The 16,874-nt window shown below is 57.9% G+C and carries 19 protein-coding genes; 14 read left to right on the top strand and 5 right to left on the bottom strand.

Annotated elements, in window-relative coordinates; all coding sequences use genetic code 11:
* The first annotated feature begins 42 nt into the window (after positions 1 to 42).
* Genes J7394_RS19890 through J7394_RS19910 form a run of 5 tightly spaced genes read left to right on the top strand, consistent with a single transcriptional unit; the run spans position 43 to position 4,635 of the window.
* Positions 43 to 651, top strand: a complete 609-nt coding sequence (locus J7394_RS19890; protein ID WP_170548668.1) for a LysE family translocator — start codon at positions 43 to 45, stop codon at positions 649 to 651.
* Positions 648 to 1,184 carry a GNAT family N-acetyltransferase gene (locus tag J7394_RS19895; RefSeq protein ID WP_170458229.1) on the top strand — a complete coding sequence of 179 codons (537 nt, stop codon included), beginning with the start codon at positions 648 to 650 and terminating at the stop codon, positions 1,182 to 1,184. Before J7394_RS19890 ends, J7394_RS19895 begins: the two co-directional genes overlap by 4 nt.
* 38 nt (positions 1,185 to 1,222) lie before the next feature.
* On the top strand, positions 1,223 to 2,257 hold the full coding sequence (gene obgE / locus J7394_RS19900) for a GTPase ObgE (protein ID WP_170676062.1): 1,035 nt from the start codon (positions 1,223 to 1,225) through the stop codon (positions 2,255 to 2,257).
* Positions 2,245 to 3,351 (top strand): glutamate 5-kinase, encoded by a 1,107-nt coding sequence (gene proB, locus J7394_RS19905; RefSeq protein ID WP_209255688.1) that lies wholly within the window; start codon positions 2,245 to 2,247, stop codon positions 3,349 to 3,351. The genes obgE and proB overlap by 13 nt, the downstream gene beginning before the upstream one ends.
* Before the next feature lie 21 nt (positions 3,352 to 3,372).
* Positions 3,373 to 4,635 carry a glutamate-5-semialdehyde dehydrogenase gene (locus J7394_RS19910; protein ID WP_209255690.1) on the top strand — a complete coding sequence of 421 codons (1,263 nt, stop codon included), beginning with the start codon at positions 3,373 to 3,375 and terminating at the stop codon, positions 4,633 to 4,635.
* Here the strand turns inward: J7394_RS19910 and J7394_RS19915 are convergent.
* Positions 4,632 to 5,228: a histidine phosphotransferase family protein gene (locus tag J7394_RS19915; protein ID WP_209255692.1), complete on the bottom strand. Its 597-nt coding sequence runs from the start codon at positions 5,226 to 5,228 to the stop codon at positions 4,632 to 4,634. The genes J7394_RS19910 and J7394_RS19915 overlap by 4 nt on opposite strands.
* A gap of 40 nt (positions 5,229 to 5,268) precedes the next feature.
* Between J7394_RS19915 and J7394_RS19920 the strand changes: the two genes are divergently transcribed.
* The 5 genes from J7394_RS19920 (at position 5,269) to tsf (ending at position 9,062) form a co-directional block, all read left to right on the top strand.
* A complete protein-coding gene (locus J7394_RS19920) occupies positions 5,269 to 5,451 on the top strand; it encodes a DUF3553 domain-containing protein (protein WP_209255694.1) in 183 nt (60 codons plus the stop codon).
* 112 nt (positions 5,452 to 5,563) lie between these two features.
* The gene (locus tag J7394_RS19925; protein WP_209255696.1) at positions 5,564 to 6,319 is read left to right on the top strand and encodes a GNAT family N-acetyltransferase; all 756 of its coding nucleotides are present in this window, start codon (positions 5,564 to 5,566) and stop codon (positions 6,317 to 6,319) included.
* A complete protein-coding gene (locus J7394_RS19930) occupies positions 6,306 to 7,160 on the top strand; it encodes a 1-acyl-sn-glycerol-3-phosphate acyltransferase (protein ID WP_209255698.1) in 855 nt (284 codons plus the stop codon). The genes J7394_RS19925 and J7394_RS19930 overlap by 14 nt, the downstream gene beginning before the upstream one ends.
* A gap of 166 nt (positions 7,161 to 7,326) precedes the next feature.
* Positions 7,327 to 8,109, top strand: coding sequence for a 30S ribosomal protein S2 (gene rpsB / locus J7394_RS19935; protein ID WP_209255700.1), 783 nt, complete (start codon positions 7,327 to 7,329; stop codon positions 8,107 to 8,109).
* 77 nt (positions 8,110 to 8,186) lie between these two features.
* On the top strand, positions 8,187 to 9,062 hold the full coding sequence (gene tsf, locus J7394_RS19940; RefSeq protein ID WP_170373730.1) for a translation elongation factor Ts: 876 nt from the start codon (positions 8,187 to 8,189) through the stop codon (positions 9,060 to 9,062).
* 363 nt (positions 9,063 to 9,425) lie between these two features.
* On the opposite strand, the gene J7394_RS19945 is transcribed toward tsf, so the two are convergent.
* The 3 genes from J7394_RS19945 to J7394_RS19955 form a co-directional block, all read right to left on the bottom strand.
* Positions 9,426 to 10,181: a LuxR family transcriptional regulator gene (locus J7394_RS19945; protein WP_209255702.1), complete on the bottom strand. Its 756-nt coding sequence runs from the start codon at positions 10,179 to 10,181 to the stop codon at positions 9,426 to 9,428.
* On the bottom strand, positions 10,178 to 10,627 hold the full coding sequence (aroQ, locus tag J7394_RS19950; protein WP_209255704.1) for a type II 3-dehydroquinate dehydratase: 450 nt from the start codon (positions 10,625 to 10,627) through the stop codon (positions 10,178 to 10,180). Before aroQ ends, J7394_RS19945 begins: the two co-directional genes overlap by 4 nt.
* A 115-nt stretch (positions 10,628 to 10,742) precedes the next feature.
* Positions 10,743 to 11,744 (bottom strand): NADPH:quinone oxidoreductase family protein, encoded by a 1,002-nt coding sequence (locus J7394_RS19955; RefSeq protein ID WP_209255706.1) that lies wholly within the window; start codon positions 11,742 to 11,744, stop codon positions 10,743 to 10,745.
* Positions 11,745 to 11,849: 105 nt separating this feature from the next.
* Here J7394_RS19955 and J7394_RS19960 point away from each other — a divergent pair, with 105 nt between their 5' ends.
* From J7394_RS19960 to J7394_RS19975, 4 genes are read left to right on the top strand one after another with little or no spacing between them, the layout of a single operon-like run.
* Positions 11,850 to 12,668: an SDR family NAD(P)-dependent oxidoreductase gene (locus tag J7394_RS19960; RefSeq protein WP_209255708.1), complete on the top strand. Its 819-nt coding sequence runs from the start codon at positions 11,850 to 11,852 to the stop codon at positions 12,666 to 12,668.
* A 2-nt stretch (positions 12,669 to 12,670) separates the two neighbouring features.
* Positions 12,671 to 13,696, top strand: coding sequence for a phosphotransferase (locus tag J7394_RS19965; RefSeq protein WP_209255716.1), 1,026 nt, complete (start codon positions 12,671 to 12,673; stop codon positions 13,694 to 13,696).
* An 18-nt stretch (positions 13,697 to 13,714) separates the two neighbouring features.
* Positions 13,715 to 14,938: a serine hydrolase gene (locus tag J7394_RS19970; RefSeq protein WP_209255718.1), complete on the top strand. Its 1,224-nt coding sequence runs from the start codon at positions 13,715 to 13,717 to the stop codon at positions 14,936 to 14,938.
* Between the two features lie 51 nt (positions 14,939 to 14,989).
* The gene (locus tag J7394_RS19975; protein WP_209255719.1) at positions 14,990 to 15,859 is read left to right on the top strand and encodes an acyl-CoA thioesterase II; all 870 of its coding nucleotides are present in this window, start codon (positions 14,990 to 14,992) and stop codon (positions 15,857 to 15,859) included.
* Here J7394_RS19975 and J7394_RS19980 read toward each other — a convergent pair.
* The gene (locus tag J7394_RS19980) at positions 15,856 to 16,623 is read right to left on the bottom strand and encodes an SDR family oxidoreductase (protein ID WP_209255720.1); all 768 of its coding nucleotides are present in this window, start codon (positions 16,621 to 16,623) and stop codon (positions 15,856 to 15,858) included. The two genes, J7394_RS19975 and J7394_RS19980, sit on opposite strands and share 4 nt — an antisense overlap.
* Positions 16,624 to 16,874: the final 251 nt, after the last annotated feature.

The following is a 16,874-nucleotide window of genomic DNA, read 5'->3' on the forward strand; positions in this document are numbered from 1 at the left end:
GGTCCCTTTTTCGTTTTAACGCAGTCGTGATCCAGAACAGCAATGCCCGTCGCAACCACCAGCTTTCTCATCTTTGCCGCCTCACAGGTTGGCACGCCGGGACCGGCCAACATGGTCCTGATGGGAACAGGTGCGCGCTATGGCTTTCGCGCCGCTTTGCCTTTTGTGGCCGGGGTCGTGTTGGGCAAGCAGCTGATCATCTGGCCCGTAGGCTTTGGCCTGATGCAGGTTGCCGATCAGGCTCCGCTGGCGTTTGAGGTGCTGAAATACGCTTCTGCTGCCTATATTTGCTGGCTGGCCTGGAAGATCGCCAATCTCAGGCTATCGCGAGCAACGGCGGATGGGAAAGCACCGGGCTTTTTGTCTGGACTCATTGTTCATCCGCTGAACCCCAAGGCCTGGGCGATGATCATTGCTGGGTTCACGGGGTTCGTTGCGGCGGGGACGTCCAGTTTTGAGGCGACGCTCACGATCGCTCTTTGTTTGTTGTTCTGCCAGATCGTTTTGCACCCGATCTGGACATTTGCAGGGGACCGGATCGCCCATGTGGTTGAAGGTCGGCCTGCGGAAAAATATCTGATGTGGACGCTCGCCAGTCTGACTGTTGCGTCCGTACTTTTTGTGTTGTTCGGAGGAGGAACGCACTCATGAAACTTGAAGCAATCATAAATCAGCCGGTCATCGAAACCGAGCGGTTCGATCTGCGCCCTCTGCGTCGGTCGGATATGGGGCTTATCGAACATTACGCAGGCGATGAGCGTGTGGCGCGGATGACCACGTCGATCCCGCACCCGTTGCCGCCGGGCTCGATTGAGGCCTTCGTGACCCGCTCGATGGCGGAAGACCGGGATGAGGATGTCTGGGCGATGGACGCCACGAAAGACGGCGGGCCCGAGCTGATCGGCCTGATCTCACTACAGCGGCTTGATCGCAACCAGTCCGAGGTTGGCTATTGGGTTGCGCCTGTCTATTGGAACACGGGCATTGCCTCGATGGCGGTTGAGGCCCTGGTCGGTGCCAACCCGCTTGAGAACGCCAATATGTTCGCCAGCGTGTTTCAGGACAATCCGGCCTCGGCGCGGGTACTGACTCATTGCGGGTTCCAGTATCTGGGCGATGCAGAAAGCTATTCGGTGGCGCGCGACGCGAATGTGCCCACCTGGACGTATACAAAGAAACTCTGACTTGTGGCCGATGGGGCCTTTGCAGTAGGGGACAGACCATGAAATTTCTCGATCTTGCAAAGGTCTACATCCGGTCCGGGGCCGGAGGTGGCGGCTGCGTCAGCTTCCGACGCGAAAAGTACATTGAATACGGCGGCCCTGATGGCGGGGACGGCGGCAAAGGCGGGTCCGTCTGGGCCGAGGTTGTCGATGGGCTGAACACCCTGATCGACTTCCGCTATCAGCAGCACTTCTTTGCCAAGAACGGACAACCGGGTCGCGGCCAGCAACGCACGGGTAAGGATGGTGACGACATCATCCTGCGCGTTCCCGTCGGGACAGAGATCCTCGATGAGGACGAAGAGACCGTGATCTGCGACCTGACCGAGGTCGGGCAGCGGGTTCTGCTGGCCAAGGGCGGCAATGGCGGTTTTGGTAACCTCCACTTCAAATCGGCCACCAACCAGGCACCGCGTCGGGCAAATCCGGGGCAGGCGGGTATTGATCGCACCATTTGGTTGCGGCTGAAACTGATCGCGGATGTTGGCCTTTTAGGCATGCCCAATGCAGGCAAATCGACCTTTCTGGCCGCGACCTCTAACGCGCGACCCAAAATCGCCGACTATCCGTTTACCACGCTGCACCCCAATCTGGGCGTGGTCGGCGTGGATAATGTGGAATTTGTGGTGGCCGACATTCCCGGCCTGATCGAAGGCGCTCATGAAGGGCGCGGGATCGGAGACCGGTTCCTCGGCCACGTAGAACGCTGCGCCGTATTGCTGCATCTGGTCGATGGCACTTCGGAAACCGTGGCAGACGACTATCGCACCATCATCCATGAGCTTGAGGCCTATGGCGGAGAACTGGCCGAGAAACCTCGGATCACGGTTCTGAACAAGGTCGACGCTCTGGATGACGAGGAGCGTGATTTGGCCAAGGTCGAGCTGGAAGAGGCCGTTGGCGGCCCGGTCATGACGATGTCAGGTGTCGCGCATCTGGGCGTGACCGAGGTGCTGCGCGCCCTCCGTGCTCAGATCGACGAAAATCGCCTGCGCCAGAAACCCGCCGAGGAGGCCGCGCCGTGGCAACCCTGACCGCAGCCCGTCGGCTGGTGGTCAAGATCGGGTCCGCCTTGCTGGTGGACCGGAATACGGGACAGCTGCGCTCAGATTGGCTGAAATCATTGGCTCAGGACGTGGCCTGGCTGAAAGGGCAGGGCACGGATGTGATTCTGGTGTCTTCTGGCTCGATCGCTTTGGGGCGCGGTGTTTTGGGCTTACCCGCGGCGGCGTTGGCGCTGGAGCAGTCACAGGCCGCAGCGGCTGTGGGGCAAATCCGTCTCGCGCGTGCTTATGAAGAGGCGCTGACCCCGCACCAGATCACCACGGCCCAAGTGCTGGTGACGCTCGAGGATAGCGAGGATCGTCGCCGTTATTTGAACTCACGCGCAACGCTTGAGACGCTTTTGGGCCTCGGCGTAGTGCCTATCGTCAATGAAAACGACACTGTCGCCACGGACGAGATCCGCTACGGCGACAATGACCGACTGGCCGCGCAGATCGCGGTAACCGTTGGTGCGGACCAGTTGATCCTTCTGTCGGATGTGGACGGGTTCTATACCGGCAATCCGAACGAGGATGCTTCGGCCACGCGCTACGACACGATTGAACAGATCACGCCCGAGATTGAGGCGATGGCGGGTGATGCTGGATCTGGCCTCTCCAAAGGCGGCATGAAGACCAAGCTGATGGCGGCCAAGATGGCGACGGCTGCGGGCTGTGATATGGCGATCACCGAAGGATCGACGGTCAACCCGTTGCAATCGCTTGAAAATGGCGCGAACAGCACGTGGTTCACGGCAACGCTTGATCCGCATGCGGCGCGCAAGCGCTGGATCTCGGCGATGAAACCGCGCGGAGAGATCACGATTGACGATGGCGCCGCAAAGGCGCTTTCGAATGGCAAAAGCCTGTTGCCTGCGGGTATCGTCGAAGTGACCGGTGATTTCGGCCGGGGCGATCCGGTTGCCATTCTTGACCTGCAAGAGCGTCGGCTGGCACAGGGCATCAGCCGCTATACCGCGCAAGAGGCGGACGCAATCAAAGGGCGAAAATCCTCAGAGATTGAGGCAACGCTGGGCTATCCTGGTCGCGCAGCGCTGATTCACAGGGACGATTTGGCGCTATAAAGGCGCAGAAAGGCTAAGGTTATGAAGGATCTCGACAATATTCCCGCTCTGATGGCCGATCTGGGTAAACGCGCCAAAGCTGCCGCGCGCGAGCTGGCCTTTGCCTCGGCCGAGCGTAAACATGCAGCCCTGATCGCAGCGGCTGAGGCCGTCTGGGCCAATCGCGCTCAGATCATCGAAGCCAACAAGAAGGATCTGGAGTTCGGACGCGAAAAGGGCCTGAGCCCTGCCATGATGGACCGTCTGATGCTGGATGAGGACCGCATTCAGGGCATGGTCGACGGCCTGCGCACGGTGGCTGATCAAACCGATCCGGTGGGCGAGGTGATGACCGAGTGGGACATGCCCTCGGGCCTCAACATTCAGCGCGTGCGCACGCCGTTGGGTGTCATTGGGGTGATTTACGAAAGCCGCCCTAATGTAACCGCCGATGCTGGCGCGTTGTGCCTGAAATCCGGCAACGCCGTGATCCTGCGCGGCGGGTCCGAGAGTTTTCATTCCTCCACCGCCATCCACGCCTGTCTGGTCGAGGGTCTGAAAGCTGCGAACCTGCCTGAGGATTCAATTCAACTCGTGCCGACTCGCGACCGCGCGGCGGTGCAGGAATTGCTGACCATGACCGACTATGTCGACGTTATCGTTCCGCGTGGCGGCAAAGGACTGGTCGGACTGGTTCAGCGTGAGGCGCGCGTGCCGGTCTTCGCCCATCTTGAAGGCATCGTGCATATCTACATCGACAAGGCCGCCGACCCGCAAAAGACCTTGGACGTGGTGCTGAACGCCAAGACCCGGCGCACCGGTATATGTGGCGCGGCAGAGTGTCTTCTGATCCATGAGGACGTGGCTGAAACCCTCGGGCGCGACGTGATTGCCACGCTGATGGCTGCAGGGGTCGAGGTTCATGCCGAAGGTGTTCTGGCCGTCGGTGGAACCACCGAAGCCACCTCCGAGGATTGGGGCAAAGAGTTTCTGGACAGTATCATTGCCGCCAAACCTGTCGCCGATATCGATGCCGCCATTGCGCACATCCAGCAATATGGCTCGAACCATACAGATTGCATCATGACCGAGGATGACACGGCTGCGGCACGCTTCTTCGAGCGGCTGGATAGCGCCATCTTGATGCACAACGCCTCAACCCAATTTGCGGATGGCGGTGAGTTCGGAATGGGCGCTGAAATCGGAATTGCAACGGGCAAAATGCATGCACGCGGTCCAGTCGGCGCGGCGCAGTTGACCAGCTTTCAATATCTGGTGCGCGGGAACGGTACGACCCGCGCCTAGAACCTTAGGGTGACGCGGGTTGTGCCGATCTCGGCCGCAACTCGCCGCCCCATGGCCGCGGCCGTTTCCGGCAGCAAGGCAAACTGAACCTGCGCCGGTGTGAGTTTGTTGGCGAAGTTGCCCGTGGCAGCATTCTTCCACAAGTCATTGTCAATGTTCAATTTGTCGGCTGTGCCAGTCACCTGCCAACCGGTGTCAGAGGCCGAGATATCGACTTGCCCACCAAATGGCATCGCGCTCTCGCAGCACATCAGGGCCAGAAAGGCCAGTTTGACCTGATTGCGCGGCACAGCCTCTGTCAGGTTCCAGTTGACCCGCACACGACCGGCGCGTTCCACGTCTTTCAGCAACTCGGCAACCTCGCTGCGCCCTAATGGCTGGTCACTGGTCGAGCCAAAGGCCACGCGGAAAAACCGAATGCGCGCGCCCGCGCTGCCGACACTGCCAGAGATCAGTTCCATCTCGGGGCCTTGCACCGCGCCAACCATATCCAACAGCTCCAGCCCGTTGGTGATGGCCCCAATCGGGCTGATCAGATCGTGACAGATGCGCGAGCCAATCAGCTCGGCCAGGTTGACGTCTGTGGCGCCCATGCGTACCTCCTGCTGTATCTGCCACCGGACCGGAGCCCCCATGACAGACCTCAATGCCATTCTTGCACCGGGCATGTTCGTCCGCCACCCCGATTTCCCCGATTGGGGCGTTGGACAGGTGCAGTCCAATATCGGGGGCAAGATTACCGTGAACTTCCGCGAGCAGGGGAAAGTGGTAGTCGACGGAACGCGCATTGCCTTGATGCCGGTCTTTGATCCCTGAAACTGGTTTAGGAAAGGTTAACGCCAAAATCCAACCCAGTCATCAGATGGGACCCGTATTGCCTTTGGGGGAACAGCTGCGGTATCAGCCGGAGGCAACTTCAAGGAACGACATGCCGGATTCAGGCCCTTCTTTCACCATCCGACTCGCTGAAACCGAACAGGACCTGCGCGCCGCGCAGCGCCTGCGCTACGACGTGTTTGTACGTGAGCTAGGTGGTGGCGGAGAGATGGTCGATCACGATGCCGGGTTGGAGCAGGACAAGTTCGATCCGTATTTCGATCACATGCTGGCGATCGATGACCAAACCGGGGAAACTGTCGGCGTTTACAGGCTGTTACCGGGCGAACGTGCAGCAGAGTTGGGGCAGTTTTACTCCGAAGACGAGTACGATCTGACCGTTCTGAAGCAAAGCGGTCGCAAGCTGCTGGAGCTTGGCCGATCCTGCCTGCATCCCGACTATCGCGGCGGCACGGCGATGTATCACCTGTGGAACGGTCTGGCGGCCTATGTCACCGAGCATGAGATCGAGGTTCTGTTCGGCGTCGCTAGCTTTCACGGCACCGATGCCACGGCGCTCGCCCAGCCCTTGTCGATGCTGCATCACAACCATCTGGCGCCCGAAGATTTGCGGGTTCGTGCGCAGCCTGATGTGTTTCAATCCATGAACCTCGTGGCACCCGAAGACCTCGATCGCAGGGCGGCCATGGTGCAGGTGCCTGCGCTGATCAAAGCTTATCTGCGTTTGGGCGGTTTCGTGGGCGAGGGGGCTTTTATCGACCACAGCTTCAACACCACAGATGTTTGCCTGATCCTCGATACCGCACGGATGAACGAGCGGCAAAAGCGCATATATGGCGGAGCCTAACCCCGTGAGTGATCCGCTTTGGAACAGTGACGACGCGCCCGATGCGGTTCACCTCGGCGTTCTGGGATGGGTATTGGTAGTCTTACGCGGCGTACCTTTGGCGCTGTTGGTCTTTGGCGGCTTGATCATCTTGCTTGCGATACGCCTAATCGAACGCCCCTTGTTCGGTATTCGCCGACCAATAACTCCGTTCATCACCCAAGTTGTTTGCCGCAACGCCTTTCGCATTCTGGGCATAGGTTTCCGAACTTCCGGAGATCTGATGGCGGAGCGTGGTGCAGTGGTGGCCAACCACACCTCATGGCTCGACATCTTTGCTCTGAATGCCCGCAAAAGGGTGTATTTCGTATCCAAGGCCGAAGTGGCGAAGTGGCCCGGTATCGGCTGGTTGGCGCGCGCGACCGGAACGGTTTTTATCGAACGGGACCGGAAGAAGGCAAAAGAACAAACGCTTGTGTTCGAAACTCGTCTGAAAGCGGGGCATAAGCTGCTGTTTTTCCCCGAAGGAACTTCGACCGACGGCCTCAGGGTTTTGCCATTTAAAACAACGCTCTTTGCCGCGTTCTTCGCGGATGAGCTGCGAGATTTCATGTATGTGCAGCCGGTCTCGGTGGTATTTCACGCACCAGCGGGCGAGCCGGACCGGTTTTACGGTTGGTGGGGCGACATGGAGTTCGGCCCGCATCTGCTGAAGACGCTCGGTGCGCGCAGGCAGGGGGCGGTCGAGCTGATTTATCACGCGCCAGCCAAGGTCAGCGGTTTTGAAAACCGCAAAGCGCTGGCTGCGCATTGCGAAGTGGCCGTCCGTCATGCGCACGAGCTGGCGCGGCTTGAAAAATAAGGGCGATTGACCCTTGCACTGCATCCAAACCTGCCGTATACGCGCGCCATTCAAACCCGCAGGCGGGGTTTGGGCTTTTTGAGGGAGACATCCTCATCAAGACCGCCGGTTGGAGCATCCGCTTCTTTCACCCCCGCCAAGGCGTAAACCGGAAAAGGAAAATAGCATGGCTCTTCCCGAGTTCTCCATGCGTCAGCTGCTGGAAGCTGGCGTTCACTTTGGTCACCAGACACAGCGTTGGAATCCCCGCATGGGCCCGTTCATCTACGGCTCGCGCAATGGCATCCACATCATGGACCTGACCCAGACAGTTCCGATGCTGGACCAGGCTCTGCAGGCCGTTCGTGACACCGTCGCAAAAGGTGGCCGCGTTCTGTTCGTTGGTACAAAGCGTCAGGCCGCTGGCCCGATCGCTGAAGCGGCTGAAAAGTCGGCTCAGTACTACATGAACCACCGCTGGCTGGGCGGCACGCTGACCAACTGGAAAACCGTTTCCCAGTCGATCAACCGTCTGAACCAGATCGACGAAGCCATGGAAGCGGGCGCAGAAGGCCTGACCAAGAAAGAGCGTCTGGGCATGGAGCGTGACCAGCAGAAGCTGCAGGCCTCGCTGGGCGGTATCCGCGAGATGGGCGGTGTTCCTGACCTGCTGTTCGTCATCGACGTCAAGAAAGAAGCACTGGCCATCGCAGAAGCCAACAAGCTGGGTATCCCGGTTGTGGCTGTTGTCGACACCAACTGCTCGCCCGATGGCGTTGACTACATCATCCCCGGCAACGACGACGCAGCCCGCGCCATCGCGCTGTATTGTGATCTGGTCGCACGTGCCGCTCTGGACGGTATGACCGCTCAGATGGGTGCTGCAGGCGTTGACATCGGCGCGTTCGAAGAAGCTCCGGCTGAGGAAGCCGTTGCGGAAGAAGCCGCCGAAGCTCCGGCCGAAGCGTAAGCTGCCCGTCACGTAATTGACACATGGGGCAGGGTATGACCTGCCCCAATTCCGTTTGAATTGAGGAGAGCCAAAAGATGGCAATCACAGCAGCAATGGTTAAAGAACTGCGCGACGCAACCGGCGCAGGCATGATGGACGCGAAAAAAGCCCTGACCGAAACCGGCGGCAACATGGACGAGGCCGTTGACTGGCTGCGCACCAAAGGCCTGGCCAAAGCGGCCAAGAAATCGGGCCGTACCGCAGCAGAAGGTCTGGTTGCTGTTCACGTTAACGGTGGCAACGGTGTTGCTGTCGAAGTGAACTCGGAAACCGACTTCGTTGCGAAGAACGCCGAGTTCCAGGAAATGGTCGGCAAGATCACCTACGCTGCTGAAGGCGTCGACAATGTCGAGGCTCTGCTGGCTGCTGATCTGGGCGGAAAGTCCGTAGCAGACACCATCACCGACAAGATCGCCACCATTGGCGAAAACATGTCGGTGCGCCGCATGTCGAAACTGTCGGGCGACACCGTTGTGTCCTACGTTCACAACGCAGCCACCAACGGCATGGGTAAAATCGGCGTTCTGGTTGCTCTGACCGGTGGCGACGAAGCAATCGGCAAGCAGGTTGCGATGCACATCGCTGCTGTGAACCCGGCAGCTTTGTCCGAGGCCGACATGGATCCGGCTGTTGTCGAGAAAGAAAAGCAGGTTCAGATGGACATCGCCCGCGAGTCCGGCAAGCCGGAGCAGGTGATCGAGAAGATGATCGAAGGCCGTATGAAGAAATTCGTGGCTGAGTCGACTCTGCTCAACCAGTCCTTCGTTGTGAACCCTGACCTGACCGTTGAAGCAGCGGCCAAAGAAGCAGGCGCAACCATCACCGGCTTCATTCGTCTGGAGGTTGGCGAAGGCATCGTGGTCGAAAAAGAAGACTTCGCTGCAGAAGTTGCCAAAGCGGCACAAGGCTAAGCCTTCGCTCCAGGCCCCAATTGCGGGGCCTGACGACATTCAGAACCGGTCACGTCGAACGTGGCCGGTTTTTTCGTGCCAAAACGGGTTTTTGTCTGTTCAAGCAGAAGGTGAATGGAGGGCCCCGCATGATGGGGATGGTCGGGACCCTCCACAATTCCGACATCGGTACGCGGACGAATAGGCGCTCCAAAAGTCAGAGTGATTGGAGAGCTCTGGTATTGCAAAGATCCAATCGAATGTTCCTTGGCTAAAGCCACCACTCACGGAACGGTATCAATCTGCAATTTTCCCGTGAAGATGGGAAGTCATGATTTCCTTACCTAAGGTAAATTGACGCGGTTTAGCGTCAATCACTTGTGGTCAGGCTTCCATCACATACATCTGGTTGTGTAGGGCGGCTTTGAGAACGGCTTGGGCCGTCGTCTCGACCGAAAGCGATTCGCGTGCCAGCCTCAGGTGTTTTTCCACTGTCGCCGCCGTCAGCCCCATCAGCAGGGCAATATCTTGGGTCGTTTTACCATCACCGACCCATTGCAGCGCCTCTCGCTGACGTTTGGTCAGCGACCGATTCGGAGGTGTATAGGGCAGCGTCAGGATCTTGAGATGAGCGATGTTGTTCATCAGAAGGATATCCTCGCCATGCTCTTCCCACATGGCGTCAATCTCGTCCTGGTTGCGGTTTTCCGCGGCAGAAAGCGAGATCGCGCCTTTGGACCGTACCGAGACCGAGTTGAAGCTGACAGTATATCCAGCAAGCACGTTGTGCGACTTGTTGAAATCCACGACCTTCTGCTGTTCGGGCGTCAGATCCCCGGTCGTGGCCCAATCCTGAATCATCCCCCAACTCGCCGCGCCATCGTTGTTCAAAGCCCATTGCAGCATCGGTGCGTTGAAATACCTGCTGTCACCGAGAAAGCCGTCAACATATTCGCGCCGATGATTGCTGAGGATGACAAAATCCTCAGGGTCGCCCAAGGACGTGGCTGTGCGATATTGAGTGTAGCCGTAGATAAGCCGATCAAAGCCGTATGTAGCCATCTGTCGGCAATGGGCATCCCAAAGCTCTTCCAGGGTTCTGGCATAGCTGACAAAGCGGAGATACTCCTTCAGCTTCATGCAACATCCCCTGTTTTCAGATGAGCCGCCAGAGCATCCAGCGCCAGAACATAACCCTGCGCACCAAACCCGCAGATCTGCCCAAGGGCAACCGGCGCGATGTAGGACTTGTGGCGAAAGGTCTCCCTAGCGTGGATGTTCGAGAGGTGGACCTCCACCAAAGGCAGCTCCACCGAGGCAATCGCATCCATCAGGGCAATCGACGTGTGGGTATAGGCACCGGCGTTCAGAACCAGACCATTCTGCGTGCCACGGGCCTGATGGATGGCGTCTATCAGCGCTCCTTCGTGATTGGACTGAGATGTCGAAACCTCAAGCCCGATAGACGCGCCATGAGCAACGCATTGCTCTTCCACCATTTTCAAGGTGGTGCTGCCATAAACCTCAGGCTGTCGGGTGCCCAAAAGATTGAGGTTTGGGCCATTCAACACAAGAATTTTATTCATAAATCTTCGTCCCCATATTCGTTTCTTAAACGGCATTTGGTGGGGATGTCTACCGGACAATGCTCCAATGAGGCGAGTGGGCTGACAAAGCTGCTTTTGATGCAACCCGCTCCAGTTAGGTTTCGTCTAGTGTCACTACAACCTTTCCGAGAACGGAGCGCTGAGAAAGCAGCTCGATTGCCGCCGCGCCCTCGGACAACGGGAAGCGCGCCGTGATTCGGGGTTTGACTTTATCTTTGGTGTATAAGTCGAACAATTCGCTTAGATTTTCGGCATGAGCGTCAGGTTCGCGAAAGACGGAGGCCCCCCAGAAAACACCGACGATTTGGCACCCTTTAAGCAGCGCGAGATTGAGCGGGACACTGGGGATTCCAGCTGGAAACCCGACAACCAGATATCGACCCTTCCACGCAATGCTGCGCAACGCGGGTTCCGCATAGGCTCCGCCCACCGCATCATAGATGACATCGACACCCTCGGCGCCCGCCAGTGCCTTGATATCTTTCGAAAACGCTTTTTGCGCGTCATTGTCCGGGTCCTTGGGGTACAGGATCGTCTCATCTGCTCCGATTGAGCGGCAGAATTCAGCTTTGTCCGGTGTGGAAACCGCAGCGATGACTCGCGCGCCCATGGCTTTGCCCAACTCAATTGCCGCCGATCCGACACCACCTGCTGCCCCCAGAACCAACAGCGTCTCACCCGGTTGGAGGGCCGCCCGATCCTTGAGAGCGTGGTAAGAGGTGCCGTAGGTGAAGATAAAACACGCCGCCTCATCAAAGGGCATGGTGTCGGGAAACTTGATTGCGTCCTTGGCTTTGATCGCAAGATGCGTGGCAAAGCCGCCATGACCGGTCAGCGCCAGAACGCGATCTCCGATCGCGAACCCTTCAACTCCGTCGCCAAGCGCAAGCACCTCACCTGCGATTTCACCACCGGGGGCAAAGGGGCGCGGTGGTTTGATCTGATAGAGGTCGCGGATCATCAGCGTATCGGGAAAGTTCACCCCGGCGGCTCTTATGCCGATCAGAATCTCTCCGCGGCCCGGGGTCGGATCGGGCAGGGTGGTCAGTTCCAGAGTCTCCGGTCCACCCGCTGCGACGCTGAGTAATGCTTGCATGTTGCCCTCATTGTTCCTGTTATTCTTGCAGATGAAATTTTGGGGCGGGATCGCGCGCTGTCAACGGCGCACCCTCTTTCCCCCACGACAAGCGAGGAGTGCGGCATGACCCCGGAAACCCTGTTTTCTTTGGATGGAAAGGTGGCTCTGGTCACGGGCGGTGCCACCGGAATTGGCCGCATGGCCGGCGAAGCGCTTGTTCGGGCCGGAGCGCATGTGCTGATCGCCTCCCGCAAAGGTGACGCCTGCGAAGCCGTCGCGGCGGAGCTGAACGCGTTGGATGCCACCGGCAGTGCCGAGGGGTTTGCCGGGGATCTGGGCAGTAAAGACGGAATCGACGAAGTCGTTGCAAAGATCAATAAACGGGCGGAACGCCTTGATATTTTGATGAATAATTCGGGTGTGTCCTGGGGGGCTCCTTTGGGTCAATTCCCTCATGATGCGTGGGACAAAGTGATGTCCGTCAACGTCGCGGGTGTGTTTGAGCTGACGCAGAAATTGTTGCCCTTGCTCATGAAATCCGGCACCGCCGAAGACCCGGCGCGGGTGGTCAATGTCGGCTCGGTCATGGGTGAGGTTCCCATGGGCGACGGGGCCTACAGCTATTCGGCATCTAAAGCGGCTGTCCTGCATCTGACCAAAATCCTGGCCAAGGAATTGTCGCCGTATCACGTCACCGTCAACGCGTTGGCACCTGGCCCGTTCGTCTCGCGCATGACCGCTTTTGCAACCGCAGATGAGACAACGCGCGAGAAGGTGGGTAAATCGGTTCCTCTGGGCCGTGTGGGGCGTGATGATGACATCGCTGGCTGCATGCTGTTTCTCTGCGGGCGAGGGGGCAGCTATGTGACCGGAGCCGTCATCCCTGTGTCCGGGGGCATCAACGTGGTCACAGCAGGCAACATCTTTGCCGAAGCGTTTTGAAGATGAATACGAAAAGCCCATTGGATCTGGACGCCGTTGATACCTACCTTGCGGCAAACCTCTCAGGGTATCGCGGCCCCCTGAAGGTCCACAAGTTCGACATCGGGCAATCCAACCCGACTTTCGCACTTGAGACGCCGGATCGCACTTACGTTCTGCGTCGTAAGCCTATGGGAAAGCTTCTGAAATCCGCGCATGCAGTGGAGCGTGAGTTTCGTGTGCAACAGGCGCTTGCAGGCAGCGATGTCCCTGTGCCTGAAATGTTTCTTCTATGTGAAGACACCTCAGTCATAGGATCCAGTTTCTACGTGATGGAACACCTAAAGGGTCGTGTCTTCTTGGAACCAACCCTGACCGGTGAAAGCAATGAGACGCGCACCGCCATCATGGATGAAATGAACCGGGTGCTGGCCGCGTTGCATTCCGTCGATATCGATGCAGTAGGCCTCGCCGACTATGGCCCGAGCGGCAATTACTTCGAACGTCAGATCGCGCGCTGGACGAAGCAGTACCACGCGTCCGAGACAAACAAGATTGCTCAAATGGATGCGCTGATCACAGGGTTGGAGGATGCTTTGCCGGAAGACGATGGTCAGCGCAGTCTTGTGCATGGCGACTATCGGATCGACAACTTGATGTTTGAACGCAGCGGCACGCGTTGCATCGGCGTGCTGGATTGGGAGTTGTCGACCATCGGCCACCCTTACGCCGACCTTGCCGCCGTGATCATGCAGTGGCAGCTGCCTCCGGGCCCAGAAGGGCGGGGGCTGGCGGGAATTGACCGCAAAACCCTCGGATTGCCCAGTGATAGAGACTATATCGAGCAGTATTGCGAGCGGCGCGGGTTGCCGGAAATCAAGGATTTCGGCTTCTATCTGGCCTTTAACTTCTTCCGAATGGCCGCCATTCTGCAGGGCGTCTACAAACGCGCGCTGGACGGCAATGCCTCGCACCCGGGTCGGGCGAAACTGTTCGGTGACTACGTGCCGCTGTTTGCGCAGCATGGTTTGTCGGCATTGGATGCCTAGGGCGGAGGGATCTTTGGAATGCCGGTAACGTGGGATCAAGACAGGTTGGATCGCATTCGCCCGTGGATGCAACGCTATGTAGACCAACGGAAATATCCCGGCAGTTCGGTTCTTCTTAAACACAAAGGGCAGGAGGTCTTCTTCCATGCCTGCGGCCGGCGCAATATCGAATCCGAACTGCCTTTCGAGCGCGACACGCTGGTCCGTATCTACTCGATGACCAAACCGGTCACCTCAGTCGCGGTGATGATACTGGTCGAGCGCGGATTGATCCACCTTGGCGCGCCTTTGTCCGCTTATCTGCCCGAGTTTTCCTCTCCTCAGGCTTTGGTTCCAAATGCCGAGCGGTTGGATCAGACCGAAGCCGCGCCGCAGCCGACGCTCCATCAGCTACTGACCCACACGAGCGGGCTCAGCTACCCATTCAATCCCGGTCTCTTGCCGTCGGCGATGGACGAGCGGGATATGATCTTCAAACCCAATCAAGGGCTTCTAAGGGATAGAGTAAGCGATCTCGCCGCGCTGCCTCTGGCATTTCAACCGGGCACCCGGTGGGAGTATTCGGTCAGCACCGACGTCCTAGGTCGCGTTGTCGAAGTCGTCTCGGGAAAGACCTTGGACCAGTTCTTCCAGCAGGAAATCCTTGAGCCGCTCGGTATGCAGGAGACCGGTTTTGTGGTCCCGAAGGATGCGGGCGATAGATTTGCGTCGCTCTATACGCCTCTGGCCGGTGACGCAATGGATCTCAACTCGGCCGAACAGTCCGAGGATACGCTCAGACTGGTGGATCAAGCGGGATCTTCTCCGTTCGAATCCACCACCACGTTCTCGGGCGGTGGCGGCTTGGTCGGAACGTTAGATGACTTTAGCCGGTTTGCTGAAATGCTGCGGAACCGAGGGCAGGCCGGTGGCGAACGGCTATTGGGTCCGAAGACAGTAGATTTCATGATGATCAATCACTTACCCGGCGATATTGCCTCAATGGGCCCTAGTAGTTTTGCGGAACAACCGATGGAAGGTATGGGGTTCGGATTGGGCGGCTCTGTCGTGCTGAACCCGGGTCGTACCGGAGTGCCCGGTTCGGTCGGGGATTTCAGTTGGGGCGGTATGGCCTCAACCTATTTCTGGATCGACCGGTCCTTGGATTTGACGGTTGTGTTCTTCACTCAATTGTCGCCCTCCAGCTCTTATCCATCCCGGGCCGAGCTCAAGGCTTTGGTCTTGGGTGCGGTGATTGATTGATGGCGCAGGTGTTGATACCTCATCCTCAAAATGAACAAGATTGAGCAACCCATGACCGAAGCTGAGCGCATTCTTCTGGACCTTCTGAACATCGAACGACTTGAGGTCGACCTGTTCCGGGGCACCGGATCCGGTGGTGAGACACCGACACGTATCTTTGGTGGTCAGGTCATTGCGCAGGCATTGGCAGCGGCTTACAGAACGGTCGATGACAGACTCTGTCATTCGCTGCATGCTTATTTCATCCGTCCGGGTGATCCCAGTATTCCCGTTGTTTATCAAGTGGATCGGGCCAGAGACGGAGGGTCCTTCACCACGCGGCGCGTTGTTGCGATCCAACATGGTAAGCAGATCCTCAATATGTCTGCATCCTTTCATGTTAAGGATGAGGGGTGGTCTCATCAGCATCCGATGCCGTCTTCTGAGAGCCCGGAAACCCATCCATCGCGTAGCGAATTGCGCTACAGGTATGTGGATCAAGTCCCTGAAAAGATGAAAAAAGAATTGTTGCGCGAGCGGCCAATAGAAGTGCGCGAAGTGGATCATCTCGACCCATTTCGCCCTGAAATTTCCGACGATCAGAACAAGATCTGGTTCCGAATGCCCGGAGCGGCGTCAACCGACCCTCGTACGCAGCATCTGATCTTGGCCTACGCCTCAGACATGAGCCTGATGAGCTCCGGCATGCGGCCCCATGGGCTGAGCTGGTTCACGGGTCAGGTAAACGCGGCAAGCCTGGATCACGCGCTGTGGTTTCATGCACCGGTGCGTTTTGAAAACTGGCATCTATACGCGATGGAATCGCCGTGGACGGGGCAGGGGCGGTCTTTCAATCGCGGCTCCATCTATTCCGAGGATGGCGTTCTGGTGGCGACAGTTGCGCAAGAAGGATTGATGCGACGACCAAATGGCCGCTCTTAAGGGTCGCCTATAAACTGTTGATTTAACTTGTTCATGCCGATCAACCATCGGTCATAGTCGGTCGTTTTGTGCCGCATGTATTGAAGGACTTCGGGATGCGGCAGGATCAGGAATTGCTCGGCTCGAATACCGTCCACACAGGCCTGTGCGACATCTTCCGGCTCGAGCATTCCGTCAATAGCCGCGACCGAGGTTTCATGACCGCGTGTCATCTCGGATCTGACAGCTTGTGGGCATAGGGCCGAAACCCTCAAACCTTTGTGGCCGTAGGTCAACGCCAACCATTCTGCAAAACCGATGGCCGCGTGTTTGGTGACGCCATACGGGGCCGCGCCGGGTTGGTTCAAAAGCCCGGCAGCCGACGCCGTGATCATGATGTAGCCACGACCGCGCTCGACGAACCGTGGAACAAGGTGACGGGCCAACCAGACATGAGACATCACGTTGATGTCCCAAATGCGATTCCAGTCTTCATCTGGCACGTCCAAACCGCCGAGTGTCAGGATTCCGGCATTGGCGCAAAACAGATCGATCGGAGCAATCTCGTCTTCGACATGCTCGATCAGCGCTTTGATCTGCGCTTCGCTGGAGACGTCGCACGGAAATGCGTGCCCGCCGATTTCCTCCGCCAAGGCTTGTGCAGTTGCTTCGTCGATGTCGGAACATACAACGGTGGCGCCATCTGCCGCGAACCTCTCGGCGAGACCTTTGCCTATACCTCCAGCTGCGCCGGTTATGACAACTGTCTTTCCGCTCAGTTCCAAATCGTTATCCTTGGTGGTTAGGTTTGATTAGCAGTCAAAATATTTACCATAATACCAATTACACGTATTACGTATTGTAGCCGCAAAGCGATAATGTCACCCATGAGCAATTCAGGAATGTCATTCTACCCTCAAAAGAACATGAGGGTGAGCGGACATGGGATGGGTGATTATGAGCAAGCGCGAGTTGAACCGCGTGGAGGTTCTAGCGCAGGTTGATGACGGACGGCTGAGCGTTGATAGTGCGGCGA

Source organism: Ruegeria sp. R13_0 (assembly GCF_017743995.1).
Classification (GTDB): domain Bacteria; phylum Pseudomonadota; class Alphaproteobacteria; order Rhodobacterales; family Rhodobacteraceae; genus Ruegeria.

Excerpts from the sequence above, each read along its gene's own strand:
- J7394_RS19890 (WP_170548668.1), top strand. The coding sequence starts at position 43 with ATGCCCGTCGCAACCACCAGCTTTCTCATCTTTGCCGCCTCACAGGTT.
- J7394_RS19895 (WP_170458229.1), top strand. The coding sequence starts at position 648 with ATGAAACTTGAAGCAATCATAAATCAGCCGGTCATCGAAACCGAGCGG.
- obgE (WP_170676062.1), top strand. The coding sequence starts at position 1,223 with ATGAAATTTCTCGATCTTGCAAAGGTCTACATCCGGTCCGGGGCCGGA.
- J7394_RS19910 (WP_209255690.1), top strand. The coding sequence starts at position 3,373 with ATGAAGGATCTCGACAATATTCCCGCTCTGATGGCCGATCTGGGTAAA.
- J7394_RS19915 (WP_209255692.1), bottom strand. The coding sequence starts at position 5,228 with ATGGGCGCCACAGACGTCAACCTGGCCGAGCTGATTGGCTCGCGCATC.
- J7394_RS19920 (WP_209255694.1), top strand. The coding sequence starts at position 5,269 with ATGACAGACCTCAATGCCATTCTTGCACCGGGCATGTTCGTCCGCCAC.
- J7394_RS19925 (WP_209255696.1), top strand. The coding sequence starts at position 5,564 with ATGCCGGATTCAGGCCCTTCTTTCACCATCCGACTCGCTGAAACCGAA.
- J7394_RS19930 (WP_209255698.1), top strand. The coding sequence starts at position 6,306 with ATGGCGGAGCCTAACCCCGTGAGTGATCCGCTTTGGAACAGTGACGAC.
- rpsB (WP_209255700.1), top strand. The coding sequence starts at position 7,327 with ATGGCTCTTCCCGAGTTCTCCATGCGTCAGCTGCTGGAAGCTGGCGTT.
- tsf (WP_170373730.1), top strand. The coding sequence starts at position 8,187 with ATGGCAATCACAGCAGCAATGGTTAAAGAACTGCGCGACGCAACCGGC.
- J7394_RS19945 (WP_209255702.1), bottom strand. The coding sequence starts at position 10,181 with ATGAAGCTGAAGGAGTATCTCCGCTTTGTCAGCTATGCCAGAACCCTG.
- aroQ (WP_209255704.1), bottom strand. The coding sequence starts at position 10,627 with ATGAATAAAATTCTTGTGTTGAATGGCCCAAACCTCAATCTTTTGGGC.
- J7394_RS19955 (WP_209255706.1), bottom strand. The coding sequence starts at position 11,744 with ATGCAAGCATTACTCAGCGTCGCAGCGGGTGGACCGGAGACTCTGGAA.
- J7394_RS19960 (WP_209255708.1), top strand. The coding sequence starts at position 11,850 with ATGACCCCGGAAACCCTGTTTTCTTTGGATGGAAAGGTGGCTCTGGTC.
- J7394_RS19965 (WP_209255716.1), top strand. The coding sequence starts at position 12,671 with ATGAATACGAAAAGCCCATTGGATCTGGACGCCGTTGATACCTACCTT.
- J7394_RS19970 (WP_209255718.1), top strand. The coding sequence starts at position 13,715 with ATGCCGGTAACGTGGGATCAAGACAGGTTGGATCGCATTCGCCCGTGG.
- J7394_RS19975 (WP_209255719.1), top strand. The coding sequence starts at position 14,990 with ATGACCGAAGCTGAGCGCATTCTTCTGGACCTTCTGAACATCGAACGA.